The sequence below is a fragment of the Neobacillus sp. NPDC097160 genome (assembly GCF_044762155.1).
Classification (GTDB): domain Bacteria; phylum Bacillota; class Bacilli; order Bacillales; family Cytobacillaceae; genus Neobacillus.
This window is the reverse complement of sequence record NZ_JBIWDU010000004.1, coordinates 156,128-174,175: the sequence shown is the minus strand read 5'-3', so window position 1 is coordinate 174,175 and position 18,048 is coordinate 156,128. Positions and strand designations below refer to the sequence as shown.

The following is an 18,048-nucleotide window of genomic DNA, read 5'->3' as shown; positions in this document are numbered from 1 at the left end:
ATTGCATCTCTAACAGTGGTGCCTGACACCCTTTACGGTATTTCCACATTATCAACGATGTTGATTTGAAAAAGGGTGTCAGGCACCATTTTCCATAAATTTACATGTTTCGTCTATATTGCCCACCGACTTCGTATAGTGCCCGGGTAATTTGGCCGAGGCTTGCGACTTGGACGGTTTCCATTAACGACGCAAAAATATTGCCGCCGCTCACGGCTGCTTCCTTCAATCGCTTCAAGGCGTCCGCTGACTCCCCGGCATGCGCTTCCTGGAAGGCGCACAAATTATGAATCTGCAGCTCCTTTTCCTCTTTTGTTGCTCTGGCGATTTCCATATTATTCACGTCCTCCTCTGAAGGCGGATTCGGATTCAAATACGTATTCACCCCGATAATCGGCAATTCACCGGTATGCTTTAACATTTCATAGTGCATCGACTCATCCTGGATTTTACCACGCTGATACTGGGTCTCCATCGCCCCGAGCACCCCGCCGCGGTCGTTCAGACGTTCGAACTCCTGAAGAACGGCTTCCTCAACAAGCTCCGTCAGCTCTTCAACCACGAACGAACCTTGAAGCGGATTTTCATTTTTCGCCAACCCGTGCTCTTTCGTAATAATCATCTGAATCGCCATCGCCCGGCGCACCGATTCCTCGGTTGGTGTCGTAATCGCCTCATCATAGGCATTCGTGTGCAGCGAATTACAGTTGTCCTGAAGGGCCATCAACGCCTGCAAGGTCGTGCGGATATCATTGAAGTCGATTTCCTGGGCATGCAGCGACCGTCCCGATGTCTGAACATGGTATTTCAGCTTTTGGCTGCGCTCATTTGCACCATACTTATCACGCATCACCGTTGCCCAAATCCGCCGCGCCACCCGGCCAATCACCGTATACTCCGGATCCAAACCATTCGAGAAAAAGAACGACAGGTTCGGCGCGAAATCATCAATCTTCATTCCGCGGCTCAAATAATACTCGACATAGGTAAAGCCGTTTGACAGCGTAAACGCCAGCTGCGAAATCGGATTCGCCCCTGCCTCCGCAATATGGTACCCGGAAATCGAAACAGAATAATAGTTGCGCACCTGATGATCAATGAAATATTGCTGGATATCCCCCATCATCCTTAGGGCAAACTCTGTTGAAAAAATACACGTATTCTGGCCTTGATCTTCTTTTAAAATATCAGCCTGCACCGTCCCGCGCACCGTCCGAAGCGTATACGCACGAACCTCCGCAAATTCTTCAACCGTCAACACTCGGCCAAGCTCAGCTTCCTTCCGCTGCACCTGCTGATCAATCGCGGTATTCATGAACATCGCTAAAATAATCGGTGCCGGGCCATTGATCGTCATCGAAACCGATGTCGACGGATGGCACAGATCGAAGCCGTCATAGAGCTTTTTCATGTCGTCCAAGGTACAAATGCTGACGCCGCTCTCGCCGACTTTCCCGTAAATATCGGGACGGTAATCCGGGTCCTCTCCATACAAGGTCACCGAATCAAACGCCGTACTTAAGCGCTTCGCGTCATCATCCTTCGATAAATAATGGAAGCGTCGGTTCGTCCGTTCCGGTGTGCCTTCACCGGCAAACTGCCGTTTCGGATCCTCCCCTTCGCGCTTGAACGGGAATACCCCTGCCGTATACGGGAACGAACCCGGCACGTTTTCCTGGTACACCCAGCGGAGAATTTCTCCGTAATCCTTATAACGCGGCAAGGCTACTTTCGGTATATCAAGGCCTGATAAGCTTTTGGATTTTAACACTGTGATAATCTCTTTATCGCGAATGCGCGTGACGAATTTGTCGCCAGAGTAAGCAGCCTTCGTTTGCGCCCACGTAGAAAGGATTTTCCGCGATTCCGGCGTCAACTTCGCCTCCGTGTCCTGCTTCACAGCTTCTAAAGAAGCAACCACATCTGGCTGCCCCGCCACCGCTGCAATTGCCCCTTCCAACTGAAATAATTTCCGGGCAATATTCGCCTGCTCTTCTGCTTTCCTATGGTAGCCGCGCACCGTTTCCGAAATTTCCCGTAAATAGTACCGTCGGTCGGTTGGAATAATCATGTTTTGCTTTTCCACCACAACCGCATTCTTACTAAAAGACGTCACCCAGTCAGTCGCCATTTTCGCATTAATTTTTTCCACTAACGCCGCAAACAAAGCATTCGTGCCCGGGTCATGGAACTGGCTGGCAATCGTGCCGTACACCGGCATTTCTTCAATTTCCCGCTCAAACAGCATATGATTGCGCTGATACTGCTTTTGCACCTGACGCTTTGCATCCTCAGAGCCCTTACGCTCAAATTTATTGATGACGATAAGGTCAGCAAAATCAAGCATATCAATCTTCTCAAGCTGTGATGGCGCGCCAAATTCACTTGTCATCACGTACATCGACACATCACAGATTTCCGTGATTTCCGCATCCCCTTGGCCGATCCCGCTCGTTTCAACGATCACGAGGTCAAAGCCGGATGCCTTCGTCACAGCCACCGCATCCTTAATCGCAAGCGACAGTTCATTTTTCGAGCGCCGGGTCGCCAAACTGCGCATATATACATTTGGCGAGAAGATCGCATTCATCCGGATCCGGTCACCAAGGAGCGCGCCGCCTGTTTTTTGCTTTGTCGGGTCAACCGATAGAATCGCCACCCGTTTCTCAGGGAATTCATTGATAAAGCGGCGGATTAATTCGTCTGTTAACGAACTTTTTCCAGCACCGCCCGTTCCCGTGATCCCGACCACGGGAATCCCCTTCTCGAGCGACTTCACTTGTTCCAGCACCTGCTCAGCTGTTGCCGCCGCCTCATTCCTTTTATCGACATGAAGCTCCGCTAAGGTAATCAGCTTGGCAATACTGTTAACTTCGCCAGACGGCAATTTTTCAATATGTTCACTTACATCTGTTGTCACCGTAGAAAAATCACATTCCTGAATCATCCGGTCAATCATGCCCTGCAGGCCAAGCTTCCGGCCGTCTTCAGGCGAGAAAATCCACGCAATCCCGTATTGATGCAGCTCATCGATTTCACGAGGAATAATCACCCCGCCGCCGCCGCCGTAAATGCGAATATGTGGCGCCCCTTTTTCCTTTAACAGGTCATACATATATTTAAAGTATTCAACGTGCCCGCCTTGATAAGACGAAATCGCAATCCCCTGCACATCCTCCTGAATCGCCGCGTTCACGACCTCCTCCACCGAGCGGTTGTGGCCAAGGTGAATAACCTCCGCCCCGCTCGCCTGAAGAATCCTGCGCATAATATTAATCGAAGCATCGTGGCCGTCAAACAAGCTCGACGCCGTCACAAAGCGGATATGATGCTTTGGCTGATAATTTCCCATCGTGCTCCCCCTTTTGTAAAAATGAACCTTGTTCACTGTTCGCTGCCTTTGCTCGTTTTCCGGAAATTTTTTAGTGGCCGAGACTTCGTCGAATTAATCCTCGTTCACAAGGTGCCCTGTTCTGAACTTTATTGAATGACGATGAACCTTGTTCTCCGATCGCTCCTTGCTATTTTTCCGAAATTTCCGACGCCTTCGTGACCCCAACATCAATCCCCGCTAACAAAAGCTCTGTCTGCAGCTCAATATATTCTTCTAAGGTAAATAACTTCCGTAAAGCCCAGCGGCGGAAACCCCACATTTGCCCCTGGACAAAAATGTTATGGGCAATAATCTCCACTTGTTTCTCTGACAGGTGCAGCTCCCCATTTTCGACACATCTCGAAAGCAAGTTCTCAAACATGCCGACCATTTCCATTTCTTTTTTCAACACATATGGAAGCGCGTCCTTTGACAGTGACTTAACTTCTTGATACATTACGAGCACTTCCGCCTGCATCTCATCCATTACCTGAAAAAAGTTGGCAATCCCGAGCTTCAAGCTGTCCAATGTCCCTTTTTTCAAAGCGAGATCCTGCTGCAGGCGCTCACTGACATGATCATAAATGCTGTCGCAGACAAGATAAAGCACGTCTTCCTTTGTGCGAATGTATTCATACAGCGTCCCGATGCTAAAACCGGCCGCTTTGGCAATTTCCCTTGTCGTCGTCCGATGAAACCCCTTTTGTTTAAAAAGTGCTACGGCCCCTTTGATCATTTGGTCGCGCCGTTTTTGGACAAGGCGCTCATCTTTGACCGAAGCCTGTACTTCCCGTTTATTCATCCCTCTAACCGCCTTTATTGAATTTGGGCGATCCATGATTACCGCCTTTCTTTTTAAAAAATCCCCTTATTTTGTTATCATCCGTGAAATAACGAGGCGCTGAATTTCCTGTGTTCCCTCATAAATCTGGGTTATTTTCGCATCACGCATGAAGCGCTCAACTGGATAATCCTTTGTATAGCCATAGCCGCCAAATACTTGAACGGCTTCGGTTGTCACTTTCATCGCGGTATCGCCGGCGAATAATTTCGACATCGCCGATTCTTTTCCATATGGTAAGCCGTTTGACTCGAGCCATGCCGCTTGATAGGTTAATAGTCTTGAAGCCTCAATATTTGTTGCCATATCGGCAAGCTTAAAGCTGATGCCTTGGTTTGCCGCAATCGGTTTGCCGAACTGGTGGCGTTCCTTCGCATAGTCGACTGCTGCATCCAATGCACCTTGCGCAATCCCAACCGCCTGCGCCGCAATACCGTTACGGCCGCCATCAAGGGTCATCATCGCCACCTTAAAGCCATCGCCTTCCTCGCCAAGCCGGTTGGCAACAGGAACCTTGCAATCTTCAAAAATAATTTCCGTTGTTGGTGACGAACGGATGCCCAGTTTCTTTTCTTTTTTGCCAACAGAGAAGCCTGGGAAATCGCTCTCCACGATAAATGCCGTTGTTCCTCGTTGCTTGCTGGTTGGATCGGTTAAGGCAAACACCACATAGATGTCGGCCACGCCGCCATTAGTAATGAAAATTTTCGAACCGTTAAGGACATAATGGTCACCTTCTAAACGGGCTGTCGTTCTCATTCCGCCGGCATCGGAGCCACTCCCCGGCTCTGTTAGGCCGTACGCGCCAATTTTCTTACCCTCTGCCATCGGACGCAGATAGGTTTGCTTTTGCTCTTCGCTGCCGAATTTATAAATCGGCCAGCCTGCAAGGGAGGTGTGGGCGGAAAGAAGTACACCTGTTGACGCGTCAACGCGGGACAGCTCCTCTACAGCAATACAATAAGCAAGAAAATCGCTGCCAATGCCGCCGTACTCTTCCGGCCACGGGATTCCTGTTAAACCAAGCTCCGCCATCTTGTCAAAAATCTCCCGGTCAAAGCGTTCTTCCTCATCCCGCTCCGCCGCTGTTGGTGCCACCTCGTTCCGCGCAAAGTCACGCACCATTTTACGAATCATTTCATGCTCTTCGGATAATTTAAATTGCATTTTTGAGTCCTCCTCTTATTCATAATTACCGTTTTGTGACTTTTTCCATGCCCGCGGGCTTTATGAACCCCTTCATAACGACTTTCCACTCACTTTTCCATGCCCACGGGCTTTATGAACCATCTCATAACGACCTTCACGTCACTTTTTCCATGCCCACGGGCTTTATGAACCCCTTCATAACGACCTTCCACTCACTTTTCCCATGCCTTCGGGCTTTATGAACGCCTTCATAACGACCTTCCACTCACTTTTTCCATGCCCACGGGCTTTATGAACCCCTTCATAACGACCTTCATTCCACTTTTTCCACGCCCTCGGGCTTTATGAACCTTAAACATCTTTCTCCATATCAAAGATACTTACTAATCACAATCCGCTGAATCTCGCTCGTGCCCTCGTAGATTTCCGTTACCTTTGCATCGCGGAAGTAGCGCTCAACCGGGTAATCTTCCGTATAGCCGTAACCGCCGAATACTTGAATCGCTTCCGTCGTCACCTCAACCGCTGTCCTTGTCGCAAACAGCTTTGCCATCGAGGCTTCCAAGCCGCATTTCAAGCCTTGGCTGCGCAAATCCGCGGCGCGATAGACTAATAGTTTCGCTGCCTCGACACTTGTCGCCATATCAGCAAGCTTAAAGGCAATCCCCTGCTGGGCGGCAATCAGCTTGCCAAATTGCTGACGCTCCTTCGCGTAGGCCGTTGCGGCCGACAGCGCAGCCTCGGCAATTCCAAGTGCCTGCGTCGCAATCCCGATACGGCCGACATCGAGGTTCGCCATCGCTATTTTAAAGCCTTCACTTTCGTTGCCTAGGAGATTTTCCACGGGAACGTGCATATCCTCAAATGTTAGCTGCACGGTTCTTGAGCCGTGCAAACCCATTTTCTTCTCATCTTTGCCGATGATGAGGCCGGGGGTATCTTTTTCCACAATAAAAGCGGCAATCCCTTTCGTGCCTAACTTTGTATCTGTGGTCGCAAAGACAATATAAATATCGGCCTCGCCGCCATTGGTAATAAACATTTTTGAGCCATTGAGGACATAGTGACCACCCTTCTTGACCGCCCGGGTCTTCATGCTCGCAGCATCGGACCCTGAGCTTGGCTCGGTTAAGCAAAAGGCACCCAAATACTCCCCTCCGGCAAGCTTCGGTACATACTTTTGTTTCTGTTCCTCTGTCCCGAAATAAAGAATGGGGTTCGTACATACCGATGTATGGACGGATAAGATGACACCCACCGTTGCACTTACCTTTGAAATTTCATTAATCGCAATGATGTAGGAGGTAAAGTCCATTTCGGTGCCGCCGTATTCTTCCGGAACGGGAATCCCCATCAGGCCAAGCTCGCCCATTTTGCGAAGAATTTCACGCGGGAATTCCCCTTTTTCCATATTCTCAATAAATGGAGCAATTTCACTCTGGGCAAAATCGCGCACCATTTTCCGCATCATTTCTTGTTCTTCCGTAAATGTAAGATTCACGTTGATTTCCCCTTTACGTGGAAAAAGGGCGGAGCGGCGCATAAGCTAAACCGTGTATACATATGTGCGGGAAGTTACTATTTCGCGCTACGTTTTAGTGAAGCTTCGCTCTGCTCACTCCGCCTTTTTAGATTAGAGTTATTCGTACGTGTAGAATCCGCGGCCTGTTTTCTTGCCGAGCCAGCCGGCTTTCACATATTTGCGCAGCAGCGGACATGGACGGTATTTGTCATCACCGAAGCCATCTTGAAGGGTTTCCATAATGTACAGGCATGTATCGAGGCCGATAAAATCAGCCAGTGTTAACGGTCCCATCGGATGGTTCATGCCGAGCTTCATCACTTCGTCGATCGCTTCCTTGGTGGCAACGCCTTCGTATAATGTAAAAATCGCTTCGTTGATCATCGGCATTAATACACGATTGGAGACAAAACCAGGGAAGTCATTCACCTCAACAGGTACTTTGCTCAAGGTCTTGGTCATATCTTCAATCACTTGATACACTTCATCGGCTGTGGCTAAGCCGCGGATAATTTCGACGAGCTTCATCACCGGTACAGGATTCATAAAGTGCATCCCAATGACTTTTTCCGGGCGCTTCGTGGCTGCGGCAATTTCGGTGATTGGCAATGATGAAGTATTGCTCGCTAAAATCGCATGTTCCGGGGCAATTTCATCTAATTGAGCAAAAATTTTCGCTTTTATTTCCATATTTTCAACAGCTGCTTCGATGACAAGGTCTACACCGCTGGCATCGTTCAGGTCGGTTGAAGCGGTAAGAAGCGCCAGTACTTCCTGCTTCTGTTCCTCAGTCATCCGGCCTTTATCGACGTTACGGGAAAGATTTTTATTGATCATCCCCAAGCCTCGCTCGACGAATTCCGGCTTTAAATCGTTTAATAAGACCTTGTAGCCTGCCTGGGCACAGACCTGAGCAATTCCAGAGCCCATCTGCCCTGCACCTATCACCATTACATTTGAAACTTGCATGTTTTCCCCTCCATCCAAAGGTCGGTTAATAAAGCCAACCTTTGTTTATTTTTTTAAAAATAAACATTCTCCAAAATAACCTATATTAGCCAGTAAAATAGTTCTATTCGCTGATAAAAGATGCTTATCCGCCGATTGGATACCGTTATCCGCTGATTAAACCTCACTATCCGCCGATTGGACTCCGTTATCCGCTGATTAAACCTCACTATCCGCCGATTGAGCCGCGTTACCCTTTCGGCACTTCGATCATCACGGCATCACCCTGGCCGCCGCCGCTACAAATCGCCGCCACACCAATTCCGCCGCCGCGGCGCTTCAGTTCGTGCATCAATGTGATGATAATACGGGCGCCGCTTGCACCGATTGGATGCCCTAATGCGACCGCACCGCCATTGACATTGACCTTTTCCGGATCAAGGCCGGCAATTTTCCCGCTCGCCAACGCAACTGCGGCAAAGGCTTCGTTAATTTCAAACAAATCAATTTCATCCAAGCTCTTGCCCGTTTTTCGTAAAAGCTCATTAATGACCAGCCCCGGCGTTTGCGGAAAGTCCTTCGCTTCTACAGCAATCGCGGCGTGCCCGAGAATCACTGCTTCCACCTTACGGCCTTCGCGAACAGCGCGCTCTTCGCTCATAAGCACAAGGGCGGCCGCACCGTCATTGACCCCAGGGGCATTCCCTGCCGTGATTGTGCCTGTTGAATTAAAGACGGGCGCCAGTTTAGCGAGCCGCTCTAAAGAAGTATCTTTCCGCGGCCCCTCATCCTGCGAAACAACAAGCGGTTCCCCTTTTCGCTGCGGTACCTCGACAGCAACAATTTCTTCAGCAAACTTTCCACTCTCAATTGCGGCAATCGCCCGCACATGGCTTCGGAGCGCCCACTCGTCCTGCGCCTCGCGAGTGATGTCCATCTCAGCCGTCGTCCCGTTGCCGTAAGTGCCCATGTGAACGCCGGTAAAGCTGCAGGTTAAGCCGTCATGGATCATTAAATCCTTAACGGAAGAGTCGCCCATTCTGAAGCCCCATCTTGCTTTTGGTAAAATATACGGGGCGTTGCTCATCGATTCCATCCCGCCGGCAACAATCACTTCTTCATCGCCGGCGCGGATGATTTGATCTGCCAATGTGACACTGCGCATGCCGGAGGCACAGACCTTATTGATTGTTTCCGTTTTGACTTCCCACGGTAATCCTGCATGACGTGCTGCCTGGCGTGATGGGATTTGCCCCTGTCCCCCTTGTAAAACAGTTCCGAGAATGACTTCCTCTACCACTTCCGGGTTAACGCCCGCGCGCATCAACGCCTCTTTCACAGCCATTCCCCCAAGCTGTGAGGCCGTAAAGCCGCTCAAACTCCCCCCTAATTTTCCAAAAGCTGTTCTAACTCCGCTTAAAATAACCGTTTTCCCCATTCAAAACACTCTCCCTTTTCTTAATATTCAGTCACACGATGATAAGGTTGACTGAACGCTCGCTCGAAATTCAAACAAAAAATGGCACGGGCTCCCCACCCGCTCATTTAGAAAAAATGTAAGCGTTTTATCCTACCTTCTATTTTACATAAAAAATAGCAGAAGTTGAATTGTTTTACATAAAATTCTTAAGATTTTATGAATTCGTGCAACAAATCAACCTCTGCTGATGATTAAAATTAGGCGACTTCCCCACAGATGGCTTTTTCAAGCAGCTCGGCAACGTCGTATGTTGAAACCTTTTCCTCGACTTCCTTGGCCTTGGTTCCGTCTGACAGCATCGTTAAGCAGTATGGACACGCTGAGCTGATGGCCGTTGAATTCGTTTCAAGCGCCTGCTCTGTGCGCGCCACATTGATCCGAGAACCGGTGTCTTCTTCCATCCACATCAAACCGCCGCCGGCACCGCAGCACATGGCCTTATCGCGGTTCCGTTCCATTTCCACAAGCTTCACGCCTGGAATCGCCTTTAAAATCTCACGTGGCGGATCATAGACGTCATTGTAACGGCCTAAGTAACAAGAATCATGGAAGGTAATCGTTTCGTTGACTGCATGTTTTGGAACAAGCTTCCCATCCCGGACAAGTTCATAAAGAATTTCCGTATGGTGATACACTTCCACATCGGTCAATCCAAAATCAGGGTACTCATTTTTGAAAATATTGTAGGCATGCGGGTCGGTCGTGATAATTTTTTTCACACCAGCTTTTTCAAATTCTTCAATATTTTTCACCGCTAAATCCTGGAACAAGAACTCGTTACCAAGGCGGCGGGCCGTATCGCCGGAGTTCTTTTCCTTGTTGCCAAGGATGGCAAACTTCACGCCAGCTGAATTCAATAATTTTGCAAAAGAAAGGGCAATCTTCTGGCTGCGGTTGTCGTATGAACCCATCGCGCCAACCCAGAAGAGGTATTCAAACTCTTCGCCAGCCTTGTTCATTTCTTTCACAGTCGGCACAAGTACATCCTCGCGAAGCTCGCGCCAGTTTTCACGCTCTTTGCGGTTCAAGCCCCAAGGATTGCCCTGACGTTCGATATTGGTCATCGCCCGCTGCGCATCCGGATTCATTTTTCCTTCTGTTAAAACAAGATAACGGCGGAGGTCGATAATTTTCTCCACGTGTTCGTTCATAACTGGACATTGGTCTTCACAGTTGCGGCATGTGGTACAAGCCCAAATTTCCTCTTCAGTAATGACGTCGCCGATTAGGCTTGGACTGTATGCAGACGCTGCTGCAGATTCCTGTGCCCCCTGCCCTGCCGCTGCTAAGGCAATTTGATTTCCTTTTGTGTTCGCAAACGCAAACGTCGGCACCCATGGCTGCTTCGATGTAACCGAGGCACCATAATGGGTCAGGTGATCACGCATTTTTACAATTAAATCCATCGGTGACAACATTTTGCCTGTTCCGGAAGCTGGACACATGTTGGTACAACGGCCGCATTCCACGCAGGCATAAAAATCAACCATTTGCAGCTGGGTGAAGTCTTCAATTTTTCCAACCCCAAAGGATTCTTGTGATTCATCTTCAAAATCAATCTTGCTTAATTTACCTGGTTTTTCCAAACGGTTTAAATAGACATTTGCCGGCCCGGCAATTAAGTGTGCGTGCTTTCCTTGCGGCACATACACTAAGAAGGACAGCAAGAATAGTAAGTGCATCCACCATGCGACATAGAACACAGCAATGGAGGCGGTTTCATTTATCCATGAAAAAGCGAGCGAAATCACGGATGCAACCGGTTCAGACCACGTCGGATCCTCTGCATGCCAGATGATGCCCATGCCATTTCCGAGAAGCACAGAAATCATTAAGCCGCCGATGAAAATTAACACAAGGCCTGATTTAAAGCCGCGCTTTAAGCGGACAAGTTTTTCAATATAACGGCGATAGAAAGCCCAGACCACCGCTACTAAAATCGTCAATGTGACAATCTCTTGGAAAAAAGTAAACGCCGGATACAGCGGGCCAAGCGGCAGGTGTGCCCCGGGTTTAATCCCTTTGATAATAAAATCAATCGCCCCAAATTGAACAAGGAGGAAGCCATAAAAGAACATAACGTGAATCGCGCCGCTCTTTTTATCCTTAAGCAGCTTTTTCTGCCCAAATACCATCACCCAAATTTTCTTCATCCGTTCTTTGACATTGTTGTCAAACTCCGTCTTTTTGCCAAGCTTGATGTATTGGATCCGCGTTTTGACAACATACACAAACAGGCTGACAGCGTAAGCGGTTACAGCCAAAAATGCAATAAGGTTAACCCATAAAAGACCATTCATATACTAACGCCCCTTTCTTTATTTTCCTATTCCCTTTTTTGTAAATTGTAGAAAATAATTAATTTTCTGAATTATACTTATCTCTATTATATAATGAATGAGCATTCAGTCAACCAGTTTTTTTTAGAAAAGGTTGCAGGAATCGTTCGACTTATAGAAATGGCAGGTCTCGGAAACACTAACAAAACCGATTGGGGGAGCGATTGTCGATGAATTTTGTACTCATTTTGAGCGGACTTGTCCTTCTCATCTTTATATGGCTTGTCATTGATTTTAGGTTAGGCCGAAGGAAGCATCTTTCGGCGGCGAGCAAAATGGAAACAAACATCCTCCATGGCAGCTTTGAAATTTTTACGCACGGAAAGGAATTATTCCGTAATTATTTCCAGGAAATACGAGAGGCCAAGCACCATATCCATGTCCTTTTTTATATTGTTAAAGATGATGCCATCAGTCAGGAATTTTTTACTCTTTTGAAAGAAAAGACGCGGGAAGGTGTGGAAGTCCGGCTGCTGCTTGATAGGCTTGGGAGCTGGAAGGTAAAAAGGGCAGCGGTTACGGCATTAGAGGAAGCTGGAGTCCAGTTTGCATTTAGTAATCGGATTAAGCTTCCGTTTCTCTTTTATTCCTCGCAAGTCCGGAACCACCGCAAGATCTCCATTATTGATGGAAAAATTGGCTATCTCGGCGGCTATAATATTGGAAAGGAATATATTGATGAAGATTCGTTGCTAAGCCCATGGCGTGACTATCATGTAAAGATTACCGGTGAGAGCGTGAATAGTTTGCAAAGTGAGTTTTTGATTGATTGGAACGAGTATGCGGGGGAGGACCTTCAGGATCACCATGTTTATTTTCCTGAACCTGCTTCAAAAGGTGCAGTTCGCCATCAATTTCTCCCAACAGAGGCGGGGCAGCTTGAAAAAAACTTTATTCGGCTCATTCAGAAGGCGGAACATTCGATTATGATTGGCACTCCTTATTTTATTCCAAGCGCGGCGATTTTCACCGAACTGCAGGAGGCGCGGCGGCGTGGTGTGAGCATTACGATCATCGTTCCTTTTACGGCCGATCATCTTCTTGTGCAGGAAGCCTCGTTTCGCTATTTACGGCAGCTTCTGAAGATGGGTGCGGCCGTTTATCAATATAAAAATGGCTTTTATCACGCCAAAACGATTGTCATCGATGACAACATCTGCGATATCGGTACCGCCAATTTTGATCAACGTAGTTTGTTTTTAAACAAAGAAATCAATTGCTACATCTATGATCCTGACTTTATCGGGCGATTAAAGGACATCATTGAAAAGGATATCCTTGACTCGGAGCCGCTGACATTGGCGGCACTGAACAAACCAAACACCCTTCGCACAACCAAAGAAACCATCGCCCGAGCCATCGCATACTTCCTATGAAAACAGTAGAAACGGTGTCAGGCACCTTTTGTACTCTTCGCGTAGTAGAAAGGGTGTCAGGCACCATGTGAAAATTTCACAAATTGAAAGAGTCCCCGAACCTTTTTCGGAGACTTTTTTTTATTCTTCAATTAGGTTTAGTACGGGTACTTCTTGTTCGTGGTCGGGGTCTGTTCTGGAATATATCCGTGCCATTTTTGTCGCTTCGTCCACATGTTGAATGATTACCGGTGTTCCATCATAGGTTACATTGATCACATCAGCGGATTCAACAATTTCCTTTGCTCTTCCTACATTCATGCGTTCGGCCCACTCCTCACTGAAAAATCTATCTATACTATTTGTATTTTTTTAGGAGGATATTCATTTTTGGAGGCCGTTTCCGAGAAAAACTGTGCAACTCCCTCCTCCCCGGTCCACTTTTTCTGGTTTACTGTCCACTTTTTACGGTTTACTTTCCGGTTCCGCCCATTTACTTTCCGCTTTTCTATTTTTACTATCCGGTTTCAGCGATTTACTGTCCACTTTTCATCAAATACTGTCCACTTTAAAAAATTCAATCCTAAAATAGCAAATAGACCCCCTATCATTAACAGAGGGTCCAACCTAACCAATAACCAAATTTACATTTTTTCCGGAGCCGAAACGCCAATCAACGCCAAGGCGTTCTTCAACGTGATTTGCACTGTCTTCACTAACCCAAGGCGTGCCTTCGTCCGTTCAGGATTCTCGAGGTCCAGTACCTTTTCCGCGTTGTAAAAACTATGGAATGCCGACGCCAACTCAAAGATATAGTTCGTAATCCGGTGCGGCACCCGCTTCACCGCGGCCTCGCCGACAGCGGACGGGAACTCACCCAATTTTTTCAACAAATCAATTTCCTTTTCAGATGACACCTGTGAAAAATCAGCGCCCATATCAACCTGAACACCCTTTTCCTCACCCGAACGCAAAATGCTCGAAATCCTCGCATGGGCATACTGCGCATAATAGACCGGGTTTTCATTCGACTCCGACACCGCTAAATCCAAGTCAAAGTCCATATGGGTATCCGAACTGCGCATCGCGAAGAAATAACGCGTCGCATCGAGGCCAACCTCATCGACCAAATCCCGCATCGTCACAGCCTTCCCTGTCCGCTTACTCATCTTCATCTTCTCGCCATCTTTATAAAGATGGACAAGCTGGATAATTTCAACTTCAAGCGCCTCGCGGTCATATCCTAAGGCCTGAATCGCCGCCTTCATCCGGGGAATATACCCGTGGTGGTCCGCTCCCCAAATATTAATCAATTTTTCAAAACCGCGCGCCAGCTTGTCCTTGTGATAGGCGATATCCGGCGTCAAATACGTGTAAGAGCCATCCTGCTTAATCAGCACGCGGTCTTTATCGTCTCCAAAATCAGTCGACCGCAGCCACGTCGCACCGTCCTGCTCGTACACATAGCCGCTCTCATGCAGCGCCGCGAGGGCCTCATCAATTTTCCCATTTTTATATAGCGAGGTTTCCGAGTACCACACATCAAAGCCGACGCGGAAATCCTCTAAATCGCGCTTCAACTTCGCCATCTCATATTTCAAACCGTACTCACGGAAAAATTCAAACCGCACCTCGGCCGGCGCCTCCACATACTTGTCGCCAAACTCTTCCGCCAGCTCCTTGCCAATTCCGATAATATCGGCACCGTGATAGCCGTCCTCCGGCATGTCTTTTTCAAGTCCCAGTGCCTGGAAGTAGCGAGCCTCAACGGACAATGCCAAATTATTAATCTGATTGCCGGCATCATTAATATAGTATTCGCGGGACACATCATAACCCGCCATCGCTAAAATATTGCACAGCGAATCACCAACCGCCGCACCTCGGGCATGTCCAAGGTGCAAGTCCCCCGTTGGATTCGCTGATACAAACTCGACTTGGATTTTCTGGCCGCCGCCAACCGTCGTTTCGCCATACTTTTCGCCTGCAGTGAGCACCGTTGGAATCAACTCGGTTAAATAAGCATTATTCATATAAAAATTAATGAACCCCGGCCCAGCCAGCTCAATTTTTTCAATCGAAGCCTTCGAGAGGTCAAAATTAGCCACCAACGCTTCCGCAATCATCCGCGGCGCCTTCTTCGCTACCCGCGCCAATTGCATCGCCATATTCGTCGAGTAGTCGCCGTGCGCCTTTTCCTTTGGAGTCTCGAGGATGACATCGGGAATCTGCTCCTCAGCAGCTATCCCTGCCTTCAGCACCGCCGCACGAATCTCTTCTTTTATTTTACTTTGAACCTGTTCAACTATATTCATTTTTGATCCTCCTGAAAGGTAATTTCTAAATGGTATGTACCTGTTGGCGAGCCCTGCATCGTGAAATCGTAGAGAATATCAATCAGACCCTCCGTATGCTCGATTCTTTTCGCCATTGTCAACGTTTCAAACGTCCCAAACGGCATCTCATAGCTGCCTCGCAGTATTTTATGTAAACGAAACGGCAGCCGCATTTTCACCGCACCACCTCGTAAAATCAACGCCTCTTCCGGAGTCACCTTCACGATCGTGCGGACCGTACCCTCTTCCAGCACTTCCTCATACTTTAGGAATGCGGCACCACCCTTTTGAAAATAACGGCCAAATACCGTCAATTCCATCGTCTCCTGCTGATCAATCGTCGTCTTCACCTTAATTTTCACAGGTATTTCAGTGTTTGCCAAACGAAATTGCACTTCCTTCTAGTATTTTCACACAAATTCTCCCCTTATTTCCGAAAAATCAAATTTTATTTGCGAAAGATTGAAGTTTATTTGCGAAACTTCATGATTTGTTTGCGAAACAAGCGGTTTTATTTGCGAAACAACCCTATTTATTTGCGAACCATAATTTTTTTAAAAAGGAACCTTAGATTGCTCTCATTCATAGATCTAGCCCTATCATTAACCTGGGCGCGTTATCGCATACTTTCCCTATTATAAACATTGTAACCATACAAATCAAAAGATGCCCGCCCCAATCACGGGACAGGCACCAATCTTTTAAAATCTATTGCAACTGGTGAACATCATTACAATATAACAACAATACTAATACAGCAAAGGGTGTCAGGCACCAATTTCCTATTTTACCCAGCCGAGGAGCATTTCGCGAATTAGTTTGCTTGCGGTGTTGGCTGTTTGTTCGGATGGGTCGTAAATTGGTGCTACTTCGACTAAGTCACCGCCGACTACGTTCACCTCTGAACGGGCGATGGCGTGAATGGAAGCAAGCAGTTCTTTTGACGTGATTCCACCGCAATCGACTGTACCAGTTCCAGGCGCATGTGCAGGATCCAATACGTCAATATCAATTGTGACATATACCGGACGGCCGGCAAGCGTTGGCAGAATTTCTTTTAATGGCTCAAGCACTTCAAATTTTGAAATATGCATGCCATTTTCCTTCGCCCACACAAATTCTTCCTTCATTCCGGAACGGATCCCAAAGGAATAGACGTTTTTCGGCCCAATATGCTCCGCAATCTTGCGAATCGGAGTCGAGTGTGACAACGGTTCCCCTTCATAGTTCTCACGCAAATCAGTATGCGCATCAAAGTGGATAATCGCTAAATCCGGATATTTTTTATATACAGCCTTCATTACCGGCCATGATACAAGGTGCTCGCCGCCCATACCAAGCGGGAATTTCCCCGCAGCAAGAACCTGATCGACAAACTCTTCAATTAAATCAAGGCTGCGCTGGGCATTTCCAAACGGCAGCGGGATATCTCCGGCATCAAAGTATTTTACCTCTTCCAGCTCGCGGTCAAGGTAGGCACTGTACTCCTCTAGACCAATCGATACCTCACGAATTCGGGCCGGGCCGAAGCGCGAACCCGGGCGGTAGCTCACCGTCCAATCCATCGGCATTCCGTACAATACAACCTGACTCTCCTCAAAATTCGGGTGGCTCTTAATAAACACATTCCCCGAATAAGCCTCATCAAAACGCATCTTAACTCTCCTTTCAAGGGGTCAGTCCCCCACTGCTTTAACGTACTACTCTATCGGGGGTCTGACCCCCTTTACCGTTTACTTCACTAAATCGCCAACAAACTTAGGCAATACGAAGGCCGCTTTGTGAAGTTCTTTTGTGTAATATTTTGTTTCGATTTCGTGGAAACGGTCTTCCTCAACCGCTAATGGATCGTATTTTTTTGAACCAATCGTGAATGCCCATAATCCGCTTGGATATGTTGGAATGTTCGCTACATATAAACGGGTAATCGGGAAAATTTCTTTCACGTCGCGCTGCACATTGCGGATTAAGTCCGCTTTAAACCACGGGTTGTCTGATTGTGCAACGAAGATTCCGTCCTCTTTTAACGCCTTGGAAATTCCCGCATAAAAGCCTTTGGTAAATAGGTTTACCGCTGGACCAACCGGTTCCGTTGAGTCAACCATAATGACATCATACTGGTTGTCGCTTTCGGCGATATGCATGAAGCCGTCGCCCACCTGCACGTCCACACGCTCGTCCTCAAGCCAGCCGGCAATCTCCGGTAAAAATTTCTTGGAATACTCGATTACTTTTCCATCAATATCAACAAGTGTCGCTTTCTTGACGCTTGGGTGCTTCAACACTTCACGAATAACGCCGCCGTCACCGCCGCCGACAACAAGGACATTCTCAGGGTTTGGATGGGTAAATAGCGGCACATGTGCCACCATTTCATGGTAAACGAACTCATCCTTAACAGACGTCATGACCATATCATCTAAGAGCAGCATGTTGCCCCACTCTTCAGTTTCAATCATATCCAGCTTTTGAAATTCCGTTTGCTCTGTATGTAAGGTTTTATTTACTTTCATTGTAATCCCAAAATTTTCGGTTTGTTTTTCTGTAAACCAAATTGACATCTTTCATCTTCCTTCCAATTTTTCATTTTAGGAGGTAGTTCCCCTACTGTTTTACCGCGCTGTCCTATGGGGGGTCTGACCCCATCATTTTTATACTACCCAACCTATTGAAATACAACCAGAAAAAAAAGTCTAGCAAAATTT

Annotated in this window: 13 protein-coding genes; 1 reads left to right on the top strand and 12 read right to left on the bottom strand. The window is 47.6% G+C overall.

Annotated features, from left to right (window positions below):
- Window positions 1–100: 100 nt before the first annotated feature.
- From icmF to ACIQXV_RS07440, 7 genes are all read right to left on the bottom strand, one after another.
- Complete coding sequence (icmF, locus tag ACIQXV_RS07470; protein WP_402957433.1) at window positions 101–3,352, bottom strand: fused isobutyryl-CoA mutase/GTPase IcmF; 3,252 nt, start codon at window positions 3,350–3,352, stop codon at window positions 101–103.
- A gap of 169 nt (window positions 3,353–3,521) precedes the next feature.
- Complete coding sequence (locus ACIQXV_RS07465; protein WP_402957722.1) at window positions 3,522–4,175, bottom strand: TetR/AcrR family transcriptional regulator; 654 nt, start codon at window positions 4,173–4,175, stop codon at window positions 3,522–3,524.
- Window positions 4,176–4,241: 66 nt separating this feature from the next.
- A complete protein-coding gene (locus ACIQXV_RS07460; protein WP_402957431.1) occupies window positions 4,242–5,381 on the bottom strand; it encodes an acyl-CoA dehydrogenase in 1,140 nt (379 codons plus the stop codon).
- 352 nt (window positions 5,382–5,733) lie between these two features.
- Window positions 5,734–6,864 carry an acyl-CoA dehydrogenase gene (locus tag ACIQXV_RS07455; RefSeq protein WP_402957429.1) on the bottom strand — a complete coding sequence of 377 codons (1,131 nt, stop codon included), beginning with the start codon at window positions 6,862–6,864 and terminating at the stop codon, window positions 5,734–5,736.
- Window positions 6,865–7,002: 138 nt separating this feature from the next.
- On the bottom strand, window positions 7,003–7,854 hold the full coding sequence (locus ACIQXV_RS07450) for a 3-hydroxybutyryl-CoA dehydrogenase (RefSeq protein ID WP_402957427.1): 852 nt from the start codon (window positions 7,852–7,854) through the stop codon (window positions 7,003–7,005).
- A 229-nt stretch (window positions 7,855–8,083) separates the two neighbouring features.
- Window positions 8,084–9,271, bottom strand: coding sequence for an acetyl-CoA C-acetyltransferase (locus ACIQXV_RS07445; protein WP_402957425.1), 1,188 nt, complete (start codon window positions 9,269–9,271; stop codon window positions 8,084–8,086).
- Window positions 9,272–9,510: 239 nt separating this feature from the next.
- Window positions 9,511–11,613, bottom strand: coding sequence for a (Fe-S)-binding protein (locus tag ACIQXV_RS07440; RefSeq protein ID WP_402957423.1), 2,103 nt, complete (start codon window positions 11,611–11,613; stop codon window positions 9,511–9,513).
- 209 nt (window positions 11,614–11,822) lie between these two features.
- On the opposite strand from ACIQXV_RS07440, the gene cls reads away from it, so the two are divergent.
- The gene (gene cls / locus ACIQXV_RS07435) at window positions 11,823–13,028 is read left to right on the top strand and encodes a cardiolipin synthase (protein ID WP_402957421.1); all 1,206 of its coding nucleotides are present in this window, start codon (window positions 11,823–11,825) and stop codon (window positions 13,026–13,028) included.
- 120 nt (window positions 13,029–13,148) lie between these two features.
- Here cls and ACIQXV_RS07430 read toward each other — a convergent pair whose 3' ends face one another.
- From ACIQXV_RS07430 to speE, 5 genes are all read right to left on the bottom strand, one after another.
- Window positions 13,149–13,328, bottom strand: coding sequence for an H-type small acid-soluble spore protein (locus tag ACIQXV_RS07430; protein ID WP_402957419.1), 180 nt, complete (start codon window positions 13,326–13,328; stop codon window positions 13,149–13,151).
- Window positions 13,329–13,651: 323 nt separating this feature from the next.
- On the bottom strand, window positions 13,652–15,322 hold the full coding sequence (argS, locus tag ACIQXV_RS07425) for an arginine--tRNA ligase (protein ID WP_402957417.1): 1,671 nt from the start codon (window positions 15,320–15,322) through the stop codon (window positions 13,652–13,654).
- Entirely contained in the window at window positions 15,319–15,726 is a 408-nt protein-coding gene (locus ACIQXV_RS07420; RefSeq protein WP_402957415.1) for a YwiB family protein, read from the bottom strand. The genes argS and ACIQXV_RS07420 overlap by 4 nt, the downstream gene beginning before the upstream one ends.
- Window positions 15,727–16,125: 399 nt before the next feature.
- Window positions 16,126–16,998 carry an agmatinase gene (gene speB, locus ACIQXV_RS07415; protein WP_402957413.1) on the bottom strand — a complete coding sequence of 291 codons (873 nt, stop codon included), beginning with the start codon at window positions 16,996–16,998 and terminating at the stop codon, window positions 16,126–16,128.
- A 78-nt stretch (window positions 16,999–17,076) separates the two neighbouring features.
- Entirely contained in the window at window positions 17,077–17,904 is an 828-nt protein-coding gene (gene speE / locus ACIQXV_RS07410; RefSeq protein WP_402957411.1) for a spermidine synthase, read from the bottom strand.
- Between the last annotated feature and the right edge of the window lie 144 nt (window positions 17,905–18,048).

Excerpts from the sequence above, each read along its gene's own strand:
- ACIQXV_RS07440 (WP_402957423.1), bottom strand. The coding sequence starts at position 11,613 with ATGAATGGTCTTTTATGGGTTAACCTTATTGCATTTTTGGCTGTAACC.
- cls (WP_402957421.1), top strand. The coding sequence starts at position 11,823 with ATGAATTTTGTACTCATTTTGAGCGGACTTGTCCTTCTCATCTTTATA.
- speB (WP_402957413.1), bottom strand. The coding sequence starts at position 16,998 with ATGCGTTTTGATGAGGCTTATTCGGGGAATGTGTTTATTAAGAGCCAC.
- ACIQXV_RS07465 (WP_402957722.1), bottom strand. The coding sequence starts at position 4,175 with ATGAATAAACGGGAAGTACAGGCTTCGGTCAAAGATGAGCGCCTTGTC.
- ACIQXV_RS07445 (WP_402957425.1), bottom strand. The coding sequence starts at position 9,271 with ATGGGGAAAACGGTTATTTTAAGCGGAGTTAGAACAGCTTTTGGAAAA.
- ACIQXV_RS07460 (WP_402957431.1), bottom strand. The coding sequence starts at position 5,381 with ATGCAATTTAAATTATCCGAAGAGCATGAAATGATTCGTAAAATGGTG.
- icmF (WP_402957433.1), bottom strand. The coding sequence starts at position 3,352 with ATGGGAAATTATCAGCCAAAGCATCATATCCGCTTTGTGACGGCGTCG.
- speE (WP_402957411.1), bottom strand. The coding sequence starts at position 17,904 with ATGTCAATTTGGTTTACAGAAAAACAAACCGAAAATTTTGGGATTACA.
- ACIQXV_RS07430 (WP_402957419.1), bottom strand. The coding sequence starts at position 13,328 with ATGAATGTAGGAAGAGCAAAGGAAATTGTTGAATCCGCTGATGTGATC.
- argS (WP_402957417.1), bottom strand. The coding sequence starts at position 15,322 with ATGAATATAGTTGAACAGGTTCAAAGTAAAATAAAAGAAGAGATTCGT.
- ACIQXV_RS07450 (WP_402957427.1), bottom strand. The coding sequence starts at position 7,854 with ATGCAAGTTTCAAATGTAATGGTGATAGGTGCAGGGCAGATGGGCTCT.